This window comes from Bacteroides sp. L008 (assembly GCF_040812255.1).
In the GTDB taxonomy this organism is placed as follows: Bacteria; Bacteroidota; Bacteroidia; order Bacteroidales; family Bacteroidaceae; genus Bacteroides; species Bacteroides vicugnae.
The window spans coordinates 2626346-2641011 of record NZ_JBFNXO010000001.1; the positions used below are offsets into that span (position 1 = coordinate 2626346).

At 47.1% G+C, this 14666-nt stretch carries 12 protein-coding genes; 8 read left to right on the forward strand and 4 right to left on the reverse strand.

What is annotated here, in order from left to right; translation table 11 throughout:
* Positions 1-68 precede the first annotated feature (68 nt).
* From murA to rseP, 5 genes are all read left to right on the forward strand, one after another.
* On the forward strand, positions 69-1373 hold the full coding sequence (murA, locus tag AB3G73_RS10525) for a UDP-N-acetylglucosamine 1-carboxyvinyltransferase (protein WP_004306881.1): 1305 nt from the start codon (positions 69-71) through the stop codon (positions 1371-1373).
* Positions 1370-1912 (forward strand): ribosome maturation factor RimM, encoded by a 543-nt coding sequence (gene rimM, locus AB3G73_RS10530; RefSeq protein ID WP_122136998.1) that lies wholly within the window; start codon positions 1370-1372, stop codon positions 1910-1912. The genes murA and rimM overlap by 4 nt, the downstream gene beginning before the upstream one ends.
* A 75-nt stretch (positions 1913-1987) precedes the next feature.
* Positions 1988-2848 (forward strand): M23 family metallopeptidase, encoded by an 861-nt coding sequence (locus AB3G73_RS10535; RefSeq protein ID WP_004317001.1) that lies wholly within the window; start codon positions 1988-1990, stop codon positions 2846-2848.
* 14 nt (positions 2849-2862) lie between these two features.
* On the forward strand, positions 2863-4032 hold the full coding sequence (locus AB3G73_RS10540) for a 1-deoxy-D-xylulose-5-phosphate reductoisomerase (protein ID WP_148365056.1): 1170 nt from the start codon (positions 2863-2865) through the stop codon (positions 4030-4032).
* Positions 4033-4161: 129 nt separating this feature from the next.
* Positions 4162-5517 (forward strand): RIP metalloprotease RseP, encoded by a 1356-nt coding sequence (rseP, locus tag AB3G73_RS10545; RefSeq protein ID WP_148365057.1) that lies wholly within the window; start codon positions 4162-4164, stop codon positions 5515-5517.
* 171 nt (positions 5518-5688) lie between these two features.
* On the opposite strand, the gene AB3G73_RS10550 is transcribed toward rseP, so the two are convergent.
* Positions 5689-6570, reverse strand: a complete 882-nt coding sequence (locus AB3G73_RS10550) for a hypothetical protein (RefSeq protein WP_148365058.1) — start codon at positions 6568-6570, stop codon at positions 5689-5691.
* A 188-nt stretch (positions 6571-6758) separates the two neighbouring features.
* On the opposite strand from AB3G73_RS10550, the gene AB3G73_RS10555 reads away from it, so the two are divergent.
* The 3 genes from AB3G73_RS10555 to AB3G73_RS10565 all read left to right on the forward strand — a co-directional run bounded on the left by AB3G73_RS10555 (position 6759) and on the right by AB3G73_RS10565 (position 10081).
* Positions 6759-8096, forward strand: a complete 1338-nt coding sequence (locus AB3G73_RS10555) for a DUF5690 family protein (protein WP_148365059.1) — start codon at positions 6759-6761, stop codon at positions 8094-8096.
* A 37-nt stretch (positions 8097-8133) separates the two neighbouring features.
* A complete protein-coding gene (phnX, locus tag AB3G73_RS10560; protein WP_148365060.1) occupies positions 8134-8919 on the forward strand; it encodes a phosphonoacetaldehyde hydrolase in 786 nt (261 codons plus the stop codon).
* 73 nt (positions 8920-8992) lie between these two features.
* Complete coding sequence (locus AB3G73_RS10565) at positions 8993-10081, forward strand: 2-aminoethylphosphonate--pyruvate transaminase (RefSeq protein WP_148365061.1); 1089 nt, start codon at positions 8993-8995, stop codon at positions 10079-10081.
* Positions 10082-10182: 101 nt separating this feature from the next.
* On the opposite strand, the gene AB3G73_RS10570 is transcribed toward AB3G73_RS10565, so the two are convergent.
* The 3 genes from AB3G73_RS10570 to AB3G73_RS10580 all read right to left on the reverse strand — a co-directional run bounded on the left by AB3G73_RS10570 (position 10183) and on the right by AB3G73_RS10580 (position 14630).
* A complete protein-coding gene (locus AB3G73_RS10570) occupies positions 10183-11586 on the reverse strand; it encodes an MFS transporter (protein ID WP_148365062.1) in 1404 nt (467 codons plus the stop codon).
* Between the two features lie 114 nt (positions 11587-11700).
* A complete protein-coding gene (gene nrdG, locus AB3G73_RS10575) occupies positions 11701-12159 on the reverse strand; it encodes an anaerobic ribonucleoside-triphosphate reductase activating protein (RefSeq protein ID WP_148365063.1) in 459 nt (152 codons plus the stop codon).
* 77 nt (positions 12160-12236) lie between these two features.
* Positions 12237-14630, reverse strand: a complete 2394-nt coding sequence (locus AB3G73_RS10580) for an anaerobic ribonucleoside triphosphate reductase (RefSeq protein WP_367744811.1) — start codon at positions 14628-14630, stop codon at positions 12237-12239.
* Positions 14631-14666: the final 36 nt, after the last annotated feature.

Here is a 14666-nt window from a genome sequence, read left to right on the forward strand (position 1 = left end):
ATACTTAATACTTGATACTTAAAATTGATAATTGGTGTTTAATACTTGATACTTAATACTTAAAATTAATGGCTTCATTTGTGATTGAGGGAGGACATCGGCTTTGCGGAGAAATTCATCCGCAAGGAGCTAAAAACGAAGTTTTGCAGATAATCTGTGCCACGTTGCTGACTGCAGAGGAAGTAACGGTGAACAATATACCTGACATTCTTGATGTCAACAACCTGATTCAGCTCTTGCGGGAGATGGGAGTAACGGTTGCAAAGAAAGGCATTGATTCTTATAGTTTTAAAGCAGAAAATGTAGACCTGGCTTATCTGGAAAGCGATGAATTCCTGAAGAAATGTTCCAGTCTGCGAGGCTCTGTGATGCTTATAGGTCCCATGGTGGCACGTTTCGGCAAGGCATTGATTTCCAAGCCGGGAGGAGATAAAATCGGTCGCCGCCGTTTGGACACTCACTTTGTAGGTATTCAGAATTTAGGGGCGGACTTCCGCTACGACGAAGGGCGGGGTATCTACGAAATAACGGCCGACAGACTTCAGGGAAGCTATATGTTACTGGACGAAGCATCTGTCACCGGAACAGCCAACATCGTCATGGCTGCCGTGCTTGCTAAAGGTACTACCACTATTTATAATGCCGCTTGCGAACCTTACGTGCAACAACTCTGCCGGTTACTCAACCGGATGGGAGCCAAAATCAGCGGTATCGCATCCAACCTGCTCACCATCGAAGGTGTGGAAGAGCTGCACGGCACGCAACACACCGTACTGCCTGACATGATTGAAGTGGGCAGCTTCATCGGCATGGCGGCAATGACGAAAAGCGAAATTACCATCAAGAATGTTTCTTACGAGAATCTTGGAATCATCCCCGAGAGCTTCCGCCGCCTGGGCATCAAGCTCGAACAGAGAGGAGACGATATTTACGTTCCCGCACAGGAAACATACCAGATAGAATCATTTATCGACGGCTCCATCATGACGATAGCCGACGCTACCTGGCCGGGACTGACTCCCGACTTGCTAAGTGTAATGCTCGTTGTAGCCACACAAGCCAAAGGCAGCGTACTGATTCATCAGAAAATGTTCGAAAGCCGCCTGTTCTTTGTGGACAAGCTGATCGACATGGGTGCACAGATCATTCTCTGCGACCCTCACCGCGCCGTAGTCATCGGACACAACCACGGCTTCAAGCTGCGCGGTACCCGCCTGACCTCACCGGATATACGTGCCGGTATCGCCCTTCTGATTGCTGCCATGAGCGCCGAAGGAACCAGTACCATTAGTAACATCGAACAGATAGACCGTGGTTATCAGAACATCGAAGGACGTCTGAACGCTATCGGAGCCAGAATCACCCGGATATGATAAAGAAAGAAGAAGTATACAAGATAGGATTGTTCAATAAACCGCACGGCATTCACGGCGAATTGCAGTTTACCTTCACGGACGACATTTTCGACCGTGTCGACTGTGATTACCTGATATGCCTGCTCGATGGCATCTTCGTGCCTTTCTTCATCGAAGAATACCGTTTCCGTTCAGACTCCACCGCCTTGGTAAAACTGGAAGGAGTCGACAGTGCCGAACGTGCCCGAATGTTCACCAACATTGAAGTCTACTTCCCTGTGAAACACGCAGAAGAAGCGGAAGACGGCGAACTGTCCTGGAACTTCTTCATCGGTTTCCGGATGGAAGACATCCATCACGGACTTCTGGGAGAAGTAATAGACGTAGATACCACTACGGTAAACACCCTTTTCGTGGTTGAAGGAGCGGAAGAAGAGGAACTGCTCGTTCCCGCCCAGGAGGAATTTATCGTAGGAATAGACCAGAAACAGAAACTCATCACGGTGGAACTTCCCGAAGGGTTGCTCAATCTGGAGGAATTGGAAGATGACCGGTGAGAACGAATCAAACGATGAGCCGCTCATCCACTGAAAATAGTAAATAGTAAATCGTAAAAACAGTAAATACCCGAGATGCCAAAGAGAAGACGAAGTAAAGCTTTCTGGAAAAATTTCAAGTTCAAGTATAAACTAACGATCGTTAATGAAAATACACTTGAAGAAATTGTCGGACTTCGTGTATCCAAGCTCAATGGACTTTCCGTATTACTTTGCGTGCTGGCAGTGCTTTTCCTGATTGCTTCCTGCATCATCACCTTCACCCCGCTGCGCAACTACCTCCCCGGATACATGAACAGTGAAGTCCGTACACAAATCGTGGACAATGCCCTGCGTGTAGACTCTTTGCAACAAGTGCTCAACAAGCAGAATCTTTACATTATGAACATTCAGGATATCTTCAGTGGAAAAGTACCCATCGACAGCGTGCAGACTCTCGATTCGCTGACCGCTGCCCGCGAAGACACACTGATGGAACGTACCAAACGTGAAGAAGAATTCCGCCGTCAGTATGAAGAGAATGAAAAATATAACCTGACCTCCATCACTTCCCAACCGGACGTGACCGGACTTATTTTATACCGTCCGACACGAGGCATGGTGTCCGACCACTTCAATGCCGAAAAGAAACATTACGGCACCGACATCGCCGCCAATCCCAACGAAAGCGTACTGGCAACCATGGACGGAACCGTCATCCTAAGCACATACACCGCCGAAACGGGTTACCTGATTGGCGTACAACATAACCAGGATTTAATTTCAATCTATAAACACTGCGGCTCCCTCCTGAAAAAGGAAGGTGAACGCGTAAAAGGAGGCGAAGCCATCGCTCTGGTAGGAAACAGCGGCACACTTAGTACAGGACCGCACCTCCATTTCGAACTTTGGTATAAAGGTCATCCGGTAAATCCCGAAAAATACATCGTATTTTAAGTGATAATAGAAAAATGAATATAGAGACTAACAAAAAGAAAAAACAAATAGCTATCCTAGGTTCAACAGGCTCCATCGGGACACAGGCTCTGCAAGTCATCGAGGAACATCCCGACCTGTACGAAGCCTATGCGCTGACAGCCAACAACCGCGTGGAACTACTGATTGCCCAGGCACGGAAGTTCCAGCCGGAAGTGGTAGTGATAGCCAATGAAGAAAAGTATTCCGAACTGAAAGAAGCATTGAGCGACCTGCCCATCAAAGTGTACGCAGGCACAGACGCTATCTGTCAGATTGTAGAAGCAGGCCCCATCGACATGGTGTTGACAGCCATGGTCGGTTATGCCGGACTAAAACCAACCATCAACGCCATCCGCGCCAAGAAAGCGATTGCGTTGGCCAATAAAGAAACATTGGTAGTAGCGGGTGAACTGATTAATCAGTTGGCACAACAATATCGCACTCCGATTCTGCCGGTAGACTCTGAACACTCTGCTGTTTTTCAGTGTTTAGCAGGAGAAGTGGGCAACCCGATTGAGAAAGTGATATTGACAGCCTCCGGAGGTCCGTTCCGCACTTGCACCTTGGAACAGCTGAAATCCGTCACAAAGACGCAAGCCTTGAAACACCCCAACTGGGAAATGGGAGCAAAAATCACAATCGACTCCGCTTCCATGATGAATAAAGGTTTTGAAGTGATCGAAGCTAAATGGTTGTTCGGTGTGCAGCCCAGCCAGATCGAAGTGGTGGTACATCCGCAATCAGTCATCCACTCGATGGTGCAGTTTGAAGACGGAGCTGTCAAGGCACAACTTGGGATGCCAGATATGCGCCTGCCCATCCAGTACGCATTCTCTTATCCCGACCGTATCAGTTCTTCTTTCGACAGGCTCGATTTCTCCCAATGCACGAACCTGACGTTTGAGCAACCCGATACGAAACGGTTCCGCAACCTGGCACTCGCCTACGAAGCGATGTATCGCGGAGGGAATATGCCCTGTATCGTCAATGCTGCCAATGAAGTAGTGGTAGCCTCTTTCCTGAAAGACGGCATCAGCTTCCTCGGCATGAGCGACGTGATAGAGAAAACAATGGAACGGGCTACCTTCATCGCCAATCCGACATACGATGATTATGTAGCTACGGATGCGGAAGCAAGGAAAATAGCAGCCAGTCTGATATAATCCGCTTCATCCCATTGATGAACAAAGAAAATAAAGAAATTGATTAGTATTAATATAAATTGAAAATAGCCTTTATATCCTCTCTTCGGTAGAGAATTCGTTGAAGGCTTTAAACTGTAAATAGACTATATGGAAACATTTTTGATTCGTGCCCTGCAATTGATTATGAGCTTATCCTTGCTCGTTATCATTCATGAAGGCGGGCATTTTCTTTTTGCCCGTTTGTTTAAGGTGCGTGTAGAAAAATTCTGCCTATTTTTTGACCCTTGGTTCACCCTTTTTAAGTTCAAACCCAAGAAAAGTGACACAGAGTATGCAGTAGGTTGGTTGCCATTGGGCGGTTACGTCAAGATAGCCGGTATGATTGATGAGTCGATGGATACCGAGCAGATGAAACAACCCGAACAACCGTGGGAGTTCCGCTCCAAGCCGGCGTGGCAACGTCTGCTAATCATGGTGGGTGGCGTACTGTTCAACTTCCTGTTGGCACTGTTCATCTACTCCATGATTCTTTTTGCATGGGGCGACCAGTATATAAAGGTACAGGAAGCTCCTCTGGGTATGGAATTCAACGAGACCGCCAAAGCGGTAGGTTTCCAGGACGGTGATATCCTCCTTTCTGCCGACGGTGTTCCTTTCGAACGTTATGACGGCGACATGTTGAGCCAGATTGCCGATGCACGCGAAGTAAGCGTCATCCGTAACGGAGCAAAAGCCTCCGTCTATATCCCGGAAGACCTGATGCAACGCCTTCTGGCAGACAGCGTCCGTTTCGCCTCTTACCGTTTCCCGTACGTTATAGACAGCGTAATGGTGAACTCTCCTGCCGCACAAGCAGGAATCCAGGCAGGTGACAGCATCATCGCCCTGAACGGAACCCCCATCTCTTTCTCCGACTTTAAAGAAGCGATGGCAGAACGTAAGAAAAACGAAGCAACCCTGCTCAAAGACAGCATAGATCCGCGCCTAATCACGCTGACTTATGTGCGTAACGGCGCAACAGACACACTAAGTATGCGTGTAGACTCCGCCTACCTGATGGGTGTAACCGCCTGTCTCGTCACAGACCGTCTGCTCCCTATGGTAAAAAAAGAATATGCTTTCTTTGAATCCTTCCCCGCAGGTGTCTCCCTCGGTGTGAAAACCCTGAAAGGCTATGTAGGAAACATGAAATACCTCTTCTCGAAAGAAGGAGCCAAACAGCTGGGCGGCTTCGGAACGATCGGCAGCATCTTCCCCGCTACCTGGGACTGGCATCAGTTCTGGTATATGACAGCCTTCCTTTCCATCATTCTGGCTTTCATGAACATCCTCCCTATCCCCGCATTAGACGGTGGACACGTGCTCTTCCTCTTCTACGAGATGATAGCCCGCCGCAAACCAAGCGACAAGTTTATGGAATACGCCCAGATGACCGGTATGATTCTACTCTTCGGTCTGTTGATATGGGCTAACTTCAATGATATTTTGCGATTCTTCTTCTAGTGAGCGCAACAATAGAAAGTATACACAAAGAATAAGAGGAATATAATTTAGGCACGGATTACACAGATTACACGGTTTTAGTTTAAAAAAGACCGCGAAATCTGTGTAATCCGTGCCTAAATTATATCAATGCAGATGTTTTGACAGCTCTTTTTTTATTGTTGTTTGTCTTTAAATCTTCAACATCTTCTTCTCTCTCTCCAAATCCGTCTCATCCAACTTAGGTGAAGGTACCGTGCACGTTTTGATATAATCCCCCTCCTGACACGTATAATTATAGTACACCTCCAATTCCGGAGTCAATTCCGCCCGCGGAACCAGACACCCTTCCATCTCCAGAAACTGATTAACATCCGTACTATCCGACTGTTTCACCAACACAATACGACGCGCAATCGGATTATGATTGTAGTCCAGACAGAGATAAAGCCCTTTCAGCATATTCGGAAACTCATAATGCGGAAGTTGCAGGTAAATAGTCACCAGCGCAAACTGTGGCAAATCCCTTTCGTTGAACATCAGGTAAGAGTTCTGATGATTACTGATAATCCCGCTCCCCCAATGCACCGACTTATACGCATTAATCATCCCCACTTTCACATACTCATTATTCTCGGAAGCACCAATCATGTACGGCTCGATCTTCAGGCTATCCGTAGAAGACGACAAACTGTAACTAAGATACATACCGCTATAATTATACACCTCCTGCACAGACTCCTTCGCCTCCTTCCCCAGCAACTTGATAAAAGAGTTGCCACTCTCCGCCTCGCTCTGCACGTCCGGCTCCATCTCCTGAAGCAACAGCCTCACCGATCCCACATTATTTAATAAGCGTTTCTTGGAAACATTATTCACCAGCGCCAAAGCCTCATCCAGCGCTTCGTCCGGTGTGCGTGTTTTCAATAAGTCGATATAAGCGGGAAGCACACTCGAATACAAAGCAGACAACACACTCGGAGCCATATCCACCCGGTCGGCAATTTCTTTCATCTTCACCCCGTTGTTGCGCAGGTACTCTATTCTTTTATAAATATCCGTAAGTTCGTCCATGATTTTTCGGTCTGTTAATTGATTCCGTTGCAAAGGAATGACTAAAGTATTATGTTTGTATTGCATGAATATTACATTAATATTTCAGTACACAGAAAGGCACATATATACAATATGATTCATTGAAATTCATTTTTTCACTCGTTCCGGCACCCTACTTTTGCACCGGAAACAAAAAAAATAGCATTATGAATTTCAAAGAAAAACTGTCGCCTTCGGCCCAAAAGAAACTTTCCGATTTACTCTTTATCCTTTATGCGGGAGGAGCGGCACTGCTGTCCTATTCATTAGTCTACGCACTACGCAAACCGTTCACCGCCGCCACATTCGACGGCATGGAACTATTTGGAATGGACTATAAGATAGCCACCAGCATCATCCAGATATTCGGATATATGGTATCCAAGTTTATCGGGATCAAACTTATTTCCGAACTGAAGAGAGAAGGCCGCCTGAAATTCATTCTTGTTTCTATTTTAGTGGCCGAACTCTCTTTGGTTCTTTTCGGATGCCTGCCCCGCCCGTTCAATGTGTTGGCGTTGTTCTTCAACGGACTGTCACTTGGCTGTATGTGGGGAGTCATCTTCAGTTTCCTCGAAGGACGCCGGGTGACGGATCTGCTCGCTTCCCTCTTCGGACTCAGTATCGCAGTCAGTAGCGGCACAGCCAAATCCATCGGACTTTTCGTTGTCGACACCCTGCACGTCAGTGAGTTCTGGATGCCTGCACTGATCGGTGCGGTAGCATTGCCCCTGCTGGCAGGACTGGGCTATATCCTCGATCACCTGCCCAAACCGACTGCCGAAGACAAAGCGCTGCGTGTGGAACGTGTCACCCTCGACAAGCAACAACGTTGGAACCTGTTCCGCAGCTTTGCTCCCGTATTGACACTGCTTTTCTTCGCCAACCTCTTTCTCACCGTTTTACAAGATGTCAAGGAAGACTTTCTGGTGAAAATCATAGACGTCAATGCCGCCGGACTTTCCCCGTGGGTATTCGCCAAAGTGGACGGCGTGGTCACACTGATTATCCTGGCCATTTTCGCCACTCTGGCAGTAATAAAAAGCCATATCAAAGTACTTTCCGTCCTATTAACCCTTGTCATTGCCGGAGCAATCACACTTAGCACTGTAGCATTCAACTATCATACCCTGCAACTTTCTCCGCTCGTTTGGTTATTTATCCAGAGCCTCTGCCTCTATTTTTCCTACTTGAGCTTTCAAACCATTTTCTTCGACCGCTTCATCGCCTGTTTCCGCATCAAGGGAAATGTAGGTTTCTTCATAGCGATGGTCGACTCTATCGGCTACACAGGCACAGTGGTGGTATTGGTAGTGAAAGAATGTTTCAACCCGGATTTGAACTGGCTGGAGTTCTACAATACAATGGCAGGGACAGTAGGAATCGTCTGCACCTTCGCATTTACCTTAGCAATGATTTATCTGACACAAAAATACAGAAAAGGGAAACAGGGTGAAATACGCGGGGACGAATCCTGCCCCGTCCCCTCCCTCGCTTCTTATTAATTTCCGACGAATAAACCAATATTATATAGAAACAAGAATGAAAAAGATTGAATGTATTATTATGGACTGGGCTGGTACAGCCGTTGATTATGGATGTTTTGCCCCCGTGGCTGCTTTTATCGAAGCATTCGCCGAAAAAGGACTGGTGATCGATGTTGTACAGACCCGCAAACCAATGGGACTACCCAAGATTCAACACATCCGCGAACTACTTTCCATGTCTGACGTGAACGAACAGTTTACCGCCCGTTACCAACGCGCCTGGACGGAAGAAGACGTGGTAGAACTGAACCGCCTTTTCGAGAAGCATCTCTTCGCCTCTCTCGAAAACTACACAGACCCTATTCCAGGAGTAATCCCGACTTTGGAGAAGTTACGTGCCGCAGGTATTAAAATAGGATCGACCACCGGCTATACCCGCGAAATGATGGATGTAGTCCTCCCCGCCGCACAGGCAAAAGGATACCACGTGGATTATTGCGCCACTCCCAACCTGCTTCCCGCCGGACGTCCCGCTCCTTACATGATTTTTGAGAACCTGACGAAATTAGCAGTTCCCAGCCTCGACACCGTTATAAAAGTAGGCGACACGATTGCCGATATCCGCGAAGGAGTGAACGCGAAAGTGTATAGTGTAGGCGTGATTCTCGGCAGCAATGAGATGGCACTTACCGAAGCAGAGACAAAATCAATGCCTGCCTCCGAACTCGAAGCCCGCATCGCAGACGTCAAAGAGCGCATGCTTGCCGCAGGAGCTTCTTACGTGATACGCACTATCGAAGAACTTCCCGCACTGATTGAAACGATCAACGCCGGCAACTAACATTCACGCCCGCACCCAACAATCAGAAAAAAACAAAATCATTTATTTATTCATTTCTAAAGAAAACATCATTATGAAACCATATTTGCTATTAACTCCCGGACCTCTAACCACCTCTGAAACAGTAAAAGAAGCCATGATGACCGACTGGTGTACGTGGGACGAAGACTACAACCTCGGCATCGTTCAGGAACTCCGCAAAGACCTGGTTAACATCGCCACTAAAAAACCGGAAGAATACACCTCCATCCTTTTACAGGGAAGCGGAACCTATTGCGTGGAAGCCGTTTTGGGCGCCACCATCACCCCGAAAGACAAACTCCTGATTTGTAGCAACGGAGCCTATGGCGACCGTATGGGCAACATTGCAGAATATTACCACCTCGACTACGACATGCTGGCTTTTGAAGAAACAGAGCAGGTATCAGTTGAATATGTAGACGATTATCTTAGCAATAATTCCGATATCACACATGTCGCTTTCGTTCATTGCGAAACAACGACCGGTATCCTGAATCCGATCAAAGAACTATCCCACATCGTCAAGATGCACGGTAAAAAGCTGATTGTAGACTGTATGAGCAGCTTCGGAGGTATCCCCTTAGATGTAAACGAACTCGGTATCGACTTCCTGATCAGCAGTTCCAACAAGTGTATTCAGGGTGTACCGGGATTCGGATTCATCATCGCCCGCCGTTCGGAATTAAACCATTGCAAAGGAGTGGCACGCTCTCTTTCTCTGGACATCTACGACCAATGGGAAACAATGGAAAAGGGACACGGAAAATGGCGCTTCACTTCACCGACACATGTTGTCCGTGCTTTCAAACAAGCCCTGACGGAATTGATTGAAGAAGGAGGCGTAGAAGCACGTTACCAACGTTACTGCGAAAATCACCGTATTTTGGTGGAAGGTATGCGTGCACTCGGATTCACAACATTACTCGAAGATGACATCCAGTCGCCTATCATCACTTCTTTCCTTTATCCGCATGAAGGATTCGACTTCAAAACATTCTATTATGCACTGAAAAATAAAGGATTCGTGATTTACCCGGGAAAGATTTCAAAAGCAGATACCTTCCGTATCGGCAACATCGGTGATGTGCATCCGGAAGACTTCCGCCGTCTGGTAGAAGTCATACGGGAAACGAAATACTAGAAAGTCAAATCCTTCAAGTTCATCTTGAATGATTACTTACTAATATGTTGTATGATGTTCCTGCGAAGTTCTGAAAGACTTAATCCTCTTTCAGGACTTCATTATTTTCTTTTCAGGGTGGAAGGCTGCGATAGCCTCAAGCTACTGACGATGGCTGCCACAACGGCAAACCCACTCCCCACCATCAGGCAAACAGCCGTGCTCCGGCTATGAGTGACAAAGCTGAAAAGCAATGCAACCAATGTTGTTCCGGTGGTCTGCCCCAACAGGCGGGCCATTCCCAGCATCCCACTGGCCCCTCCCGAACGCTGCGTAGGAGCGGAAGAAATAATCGTGCTATTGTTCGGCGTCTGAAACAATCCGAAGCCCGCACCGCATAACATCAAACGCAGGATAATACTTATATCAGATGATTCGGCAGTCAGGCTGGAAAGCGAGAAAAGTCCGATGGCAAACAGAGCCATCCCGATACTTCCCAAGATACCGGGGTGAATACGCTCCACGAGATACCCTGCCAATGGAGCCGTGACCAACGTAGCCAACGGCCACGGAGTAAGCAAAAGTCCGGTCATCACCTCACTGTGTCCTAAAGTGTTCTGCAGGAAAAAGGGCAGGGAAACCATTGCCGACATTTGAGCGATAAAGGAACAAATGGAAGTCAGGATGGACAACCGGAAAATCGGAATCCGTAACAGGTCGAGTGGTAGTAACGGGGTAGTCTGCGCCAGTTGTCGGCGCACATAGTACGTGCCGACTACTGCCAATACAACCAGTTGGATGAAAAGAAAATCCATTTCCTCGTGATGGGCGAATCCGTCCAGCGTATATATAAGCAGACCGAAGGTTACCGCATTCGCTATGGCGCTGATATAATCAAACTTGCGTTTCGAACGTTCCTCCTGCCTTGGCAGATGTTTGATGCCGAGAAACAATGCGGTAAGTCCCAACGGAACATTAATAGCAAATAACCAGTGCCAGCTGGCAATAGAAAGAATACCGCTCGCCACAGAAGGTCCGGCGGCAGCCGATATGGCAACAACCATCGCATTAATCCCCATTCCCCGCCCAATCTGGCTCTTCGGATAGATATAACGTAGCTGTGCCGTATTCACGCTGGTGATGGCAGAAGCACTGAACCCCTGAAAAATACGGGCGACGGTTAGCGTCCAAAACGAATCGGACAAGGCACAGATCAATGAAGTGATGCAAAACAGCCCGATACCCGAAAGAAAGACTTTCCGGTAACCGATGATTTCACCTAAAGCGGAAAAAGACAATAGCGATATGACGATGGCCAACTGATAGCCGTTGATAATCCAGGTTGTTACTGCGGGAGAAGTCCCAAAATCATGCGAAAGCGTGGGTAGTACGATATTGACGATGTTAATATCCAATACCGACATACAAAGAGCGAATCCGACGGACACCACTGCCCAAATCCGTTTAGGCATCGGCAATCCGTCGGTTTCCTCTATTTTTTGAGTTGGATTTATTGATTGTACCATAAAAACTTATTCTTGTAAGTGTAGTCGTTCCTCCCGGAGGGATTTGTAAAGGTAAACAAAACAATGACAGAGGTGTTTTTGTTTCCTTTGAAAAATAAGTTTTTTTAGTGCAGTTTATTTCAGTTTCAAGATCCGTTGATTGCTGCTTCCCCTGAATTCCAGATACGGAGAGAAAAGAGCCTGCTCGAAGCGTCCGTCCACCAATACGTCTATATAATCAAGGGCAGCGCTCAAGCGGGGGTGTGCCTTGATTTCTTCGTAGCTATATCCTGTATAGCACCACACATTCATCCCCGTCTCCTCTTTCACCCGTTTCAGTAAAGGCAGAAACTCCTCCGGACGGAAGAACGGATCACCACCGGAAAAAGTAACACCGTCCAGCAAAGGATTTGCCTTGATTTCACGGATGATGGACTGTATTTTTTCTTCCGTCAGTTCTTCCCCCGCCCCCGGATTCCAGCTCTCCGGGTTGTGGCAACCGGGACAGTGATGGGAACATCCGGCAAGATAAATAGAGTACCGGATGCCTTCACCATCAACAATCGTTTCAGGATAAGTTCCTAATAAATTCACTTCTTAAATTGAAAATTGAAAGTTGAAAATTAAAAAATTAAAGATAGAAGCCTATTAGTGAGGCCATTTTCAACTCCTTACAGGTGTTTTACGCGGTCTTGTTCTTCTGCCCGCTTGGCAGAGTTCCAAGAACTTAAATCGCCTGTCAGGTAACCGGTTATACGGCGCATACGAAGGATGCTTTCACTCTGGCACACCGGACATTTATCGAAGATAACCCCCTTGTAACCACAGTTATGGCAAGTATCTACCGGGTGGTTGATAGAGCCGTAGCCGATCCCCTCGTCGTGCATCACTTTCACAATCTTGGCGATGGCACGTACATTCTTCTGTGCTTCACCGTCCAGCTCTACATACGTGATATGTCCGCCGCGCGTAATGGCGTGGAACGGAGCTTCACACTTGATTTTCTCAACGATGCTGATCGGTTCTTTCACATCTACGTGGAAAGAGTTGACATAATAGTCGCGGTCTGTCACTCCGGGGATTTTTCCATATTTCCGACGATCCATTTTAGTGAAGCGTCCCGAAAGTCCTTCGGCAGGAGTAGCCAGAACGGAGTAGTTCAGGTTATATTTCTCTTTATATTCGTTTACCACTTTATTCATTTCCATCACAGCTTCATACAACGTGTCCCATGCTTTCTGGTTGTGTCCGTGACCTTGGCCGTAGAGAGCCACCATCGCATTGTGTCCGCCGATAAATCCGATCCCCAGCGTACCGCTGCGCAATGCGTCACCCACCTGTTCGTTCGGGTTCAAATCCCCGCCGCCTTTCCACACATTATTTCCCATCATGAACGGGAACTGACGTGCCAGGGCCGTACGCTGATACTGATAACGCTCGTAAAGCTGATCGGCTACAAGAACCGACATAGTATGTACGGATTCGATGAAAATTTCTTTTGCCTTCTGTTCAATGGCATCCTTGTTGCGTTCATCCTCTATCAGGTTTTCCGCCTTGATGCAGGCTTCGATAGCCAGTCTCGGCATATTCAGCGTAGTGAATGAAAGATTGCCACGGCCTAAAGAAGATTTTTCTCCTGCCACGTTTTCAAAAACACGGGTACGGCAACCCATCGTCGCCAATTCGTAGATGTAACGTTTCGGATCGTCCGCTTTCCATTTCTCGTTTTGGTTGAAAGGTGCATCGAGGAACATGAAGTTCGGGAACAACGCTTTCGCCGTAGTCTGGCAAGCCTTCAACAGCAAGTCGAAGTTGGGAGCTTCGTAACGGTCGGTCATTGCCTCTTCGATGTTTTCCGCTTTCATTGCTTTCTCAAAGTCTTTCTCCGAGTAAGAAACTCCGTCTTTCACCTTGAAAATCTGGATCGGGAATACAGGCACTTCGCCTCTTGTGCCCAATCCTTCAATGGTAGCTTTCAGCAATTCTTCGATCACCATGCGACCTTCTGCAGAAGTGTCGGTACCGTAGTTGATGGAGCTGAATACCACCTGATTACCGCCACGTGAATGCATCGTGTTGAGGTTGTGGATAAATCCTTCCATTGCCTGATGGGTATCTTTGCGGGTCTGCTGATAAGCTTTCTCAACGATACGGGCAAGGTGTTCCTTGTCTATAATGATTTGTAAAGCCACTAAAGCGATGCGCAATGTTTCGCGTTCGGCTTCGGTGGACTTGATAGACGGAAGATATTCTTTAATCAATGTGCGAATGGATTTCTCATCGGCCTGATGTCCGTTTTCCATGGCGACATAGAAATTGATGAACGATGCCAGATGCTTGCGGAAAGATTTGGCCACACCTTTTGCCATGAAGAAATCGAAAGCAGGAATTGCCTGTCCGCCGTGTTGCTCATTCTGGTTCGTCTGGAAGATAATGGTAGCCAGCGTAGCATAACTCTGGATGCTTTGCGGGGTACGGATACTGCCGTTCTTTGTGCGGAAACCGCGTTCAAAGAGGTCGTCCATATCATATTGGATACAGGTTGTCGTCTTTGTCGGATAATAGTCCAAGTCGTGGATGTGAATATCTCCCAACTGGTGTGCTTCGGCAAAACGTTTCGGCAACAAGTATTTATACGTATAATCTTTGGTTACTTCGGAAGCGAACGTCATCATCTGGCCGGCAGGCGTGTGACTGCTCATGTTGGCATTGCTCAAGTTGACATCGTTCTTGTCGATAGCAACGATGCCGTCCATCACTTGCTTCATCTGGGTTTTCTTATCGCGCTCCGTATTCCGCCATTCGCGATAAATAATATATTTCTTCGCTACTTCCGGGCGTACTTTCATCAACGACTTTTCTACTAAATCCTGAATCTCTTCTACGGTAATAGTAGGAGTTGTAAACTGACTGATTACGTTCATAGTGATGTCAGCCACCAACTGCTGCTCATCCTGAAAACCGGTTGCACTGAATGCCTTACTGATTGCATTCTTAATCTTACTGATAGAGAAATCTTCTCTTTTACCATCACGTTTGATGATACAAATTTCCGCGTAGTTCATAACTTTAACTCCCGAAAGCTTATTAAATTAAAAATT

Bases quoted from the DNA above. Each gene is read 5' to 3' on its own strand.
- phnX (WP_148365060.1), top strand. From the start codon at position 8,134: ATGAAAAAGATTGAATGTATTATTATGGACTGGGCTGGTACAGCCGTT.
- AB3G73_RS10540 (WP_148365056.1), top strand. From the start codon at position 2,863: ATGAATATAGAGACTAACAAAAAGAAAAAACAAATAGCTATCCTAGGT.
- AB3G73_RS10535 (WP_004317001.1), top strand. From the start codon at position 1,988: ATGCCAAAGAGAAGACGAAGTAAAGCTTTCTGGAAAAATTTCAAGTTC.
- AB3G73_RS10555 (WP_148365059.1), top strand. From the start codon at position 6,759: ATGAATTTCAAAGAAAAACTGTCGCCTTCGGCCCAAAAGAAACTTTCC.
- AB3G73_RS10565 (WP_148365061.1), top strand. From the start codon at position 8,993: ATGAAACCATATTTGCTATTAACTCCCGGACCTCTAACCACCTCTGAA.
- AB3G73_RS10570 (WP_148365062.1), bottom strand. From the start codon at position 11,586: ATGGTACAATCAATAAATCCAACTCAAAAAATAGAGGAAACCGACGGA.
- AB3G73_RS10580 (WP_367744811.1), bottom strand. From the start codon at position 14,630: ATGAACTACGCGGAAATTTGTATCATCAAACGTGATGGTAAAAGAGAA.
- rseP (WP_148365057.1), top strand. From the start codon at position 4,162: ATGGAAACATTTTTGATTCGTGCCCTGCAATTGATTATGAGCTTATCC.
- AB3G73_RS10550 (WP_148365058.1), bottom strand. From the start codon at position 6,570: ATGGACGAACTTACGGATATTTATAAAAGAATAGAGTACCTGCGCAAC.
- murA (WP_004306881.1), top strand. From the start codon at position 69: ATGGCTTCATTTGTGATTGAGGGAGGACATCGGCTTTGCGGAGAAATT.
- rimM (WP_122136998.1), top strand. From the start codon at position 1,370: ATGATAAAGAAAGAAGAAGTATACAAGATAGGATTGTTCAATAAACCG.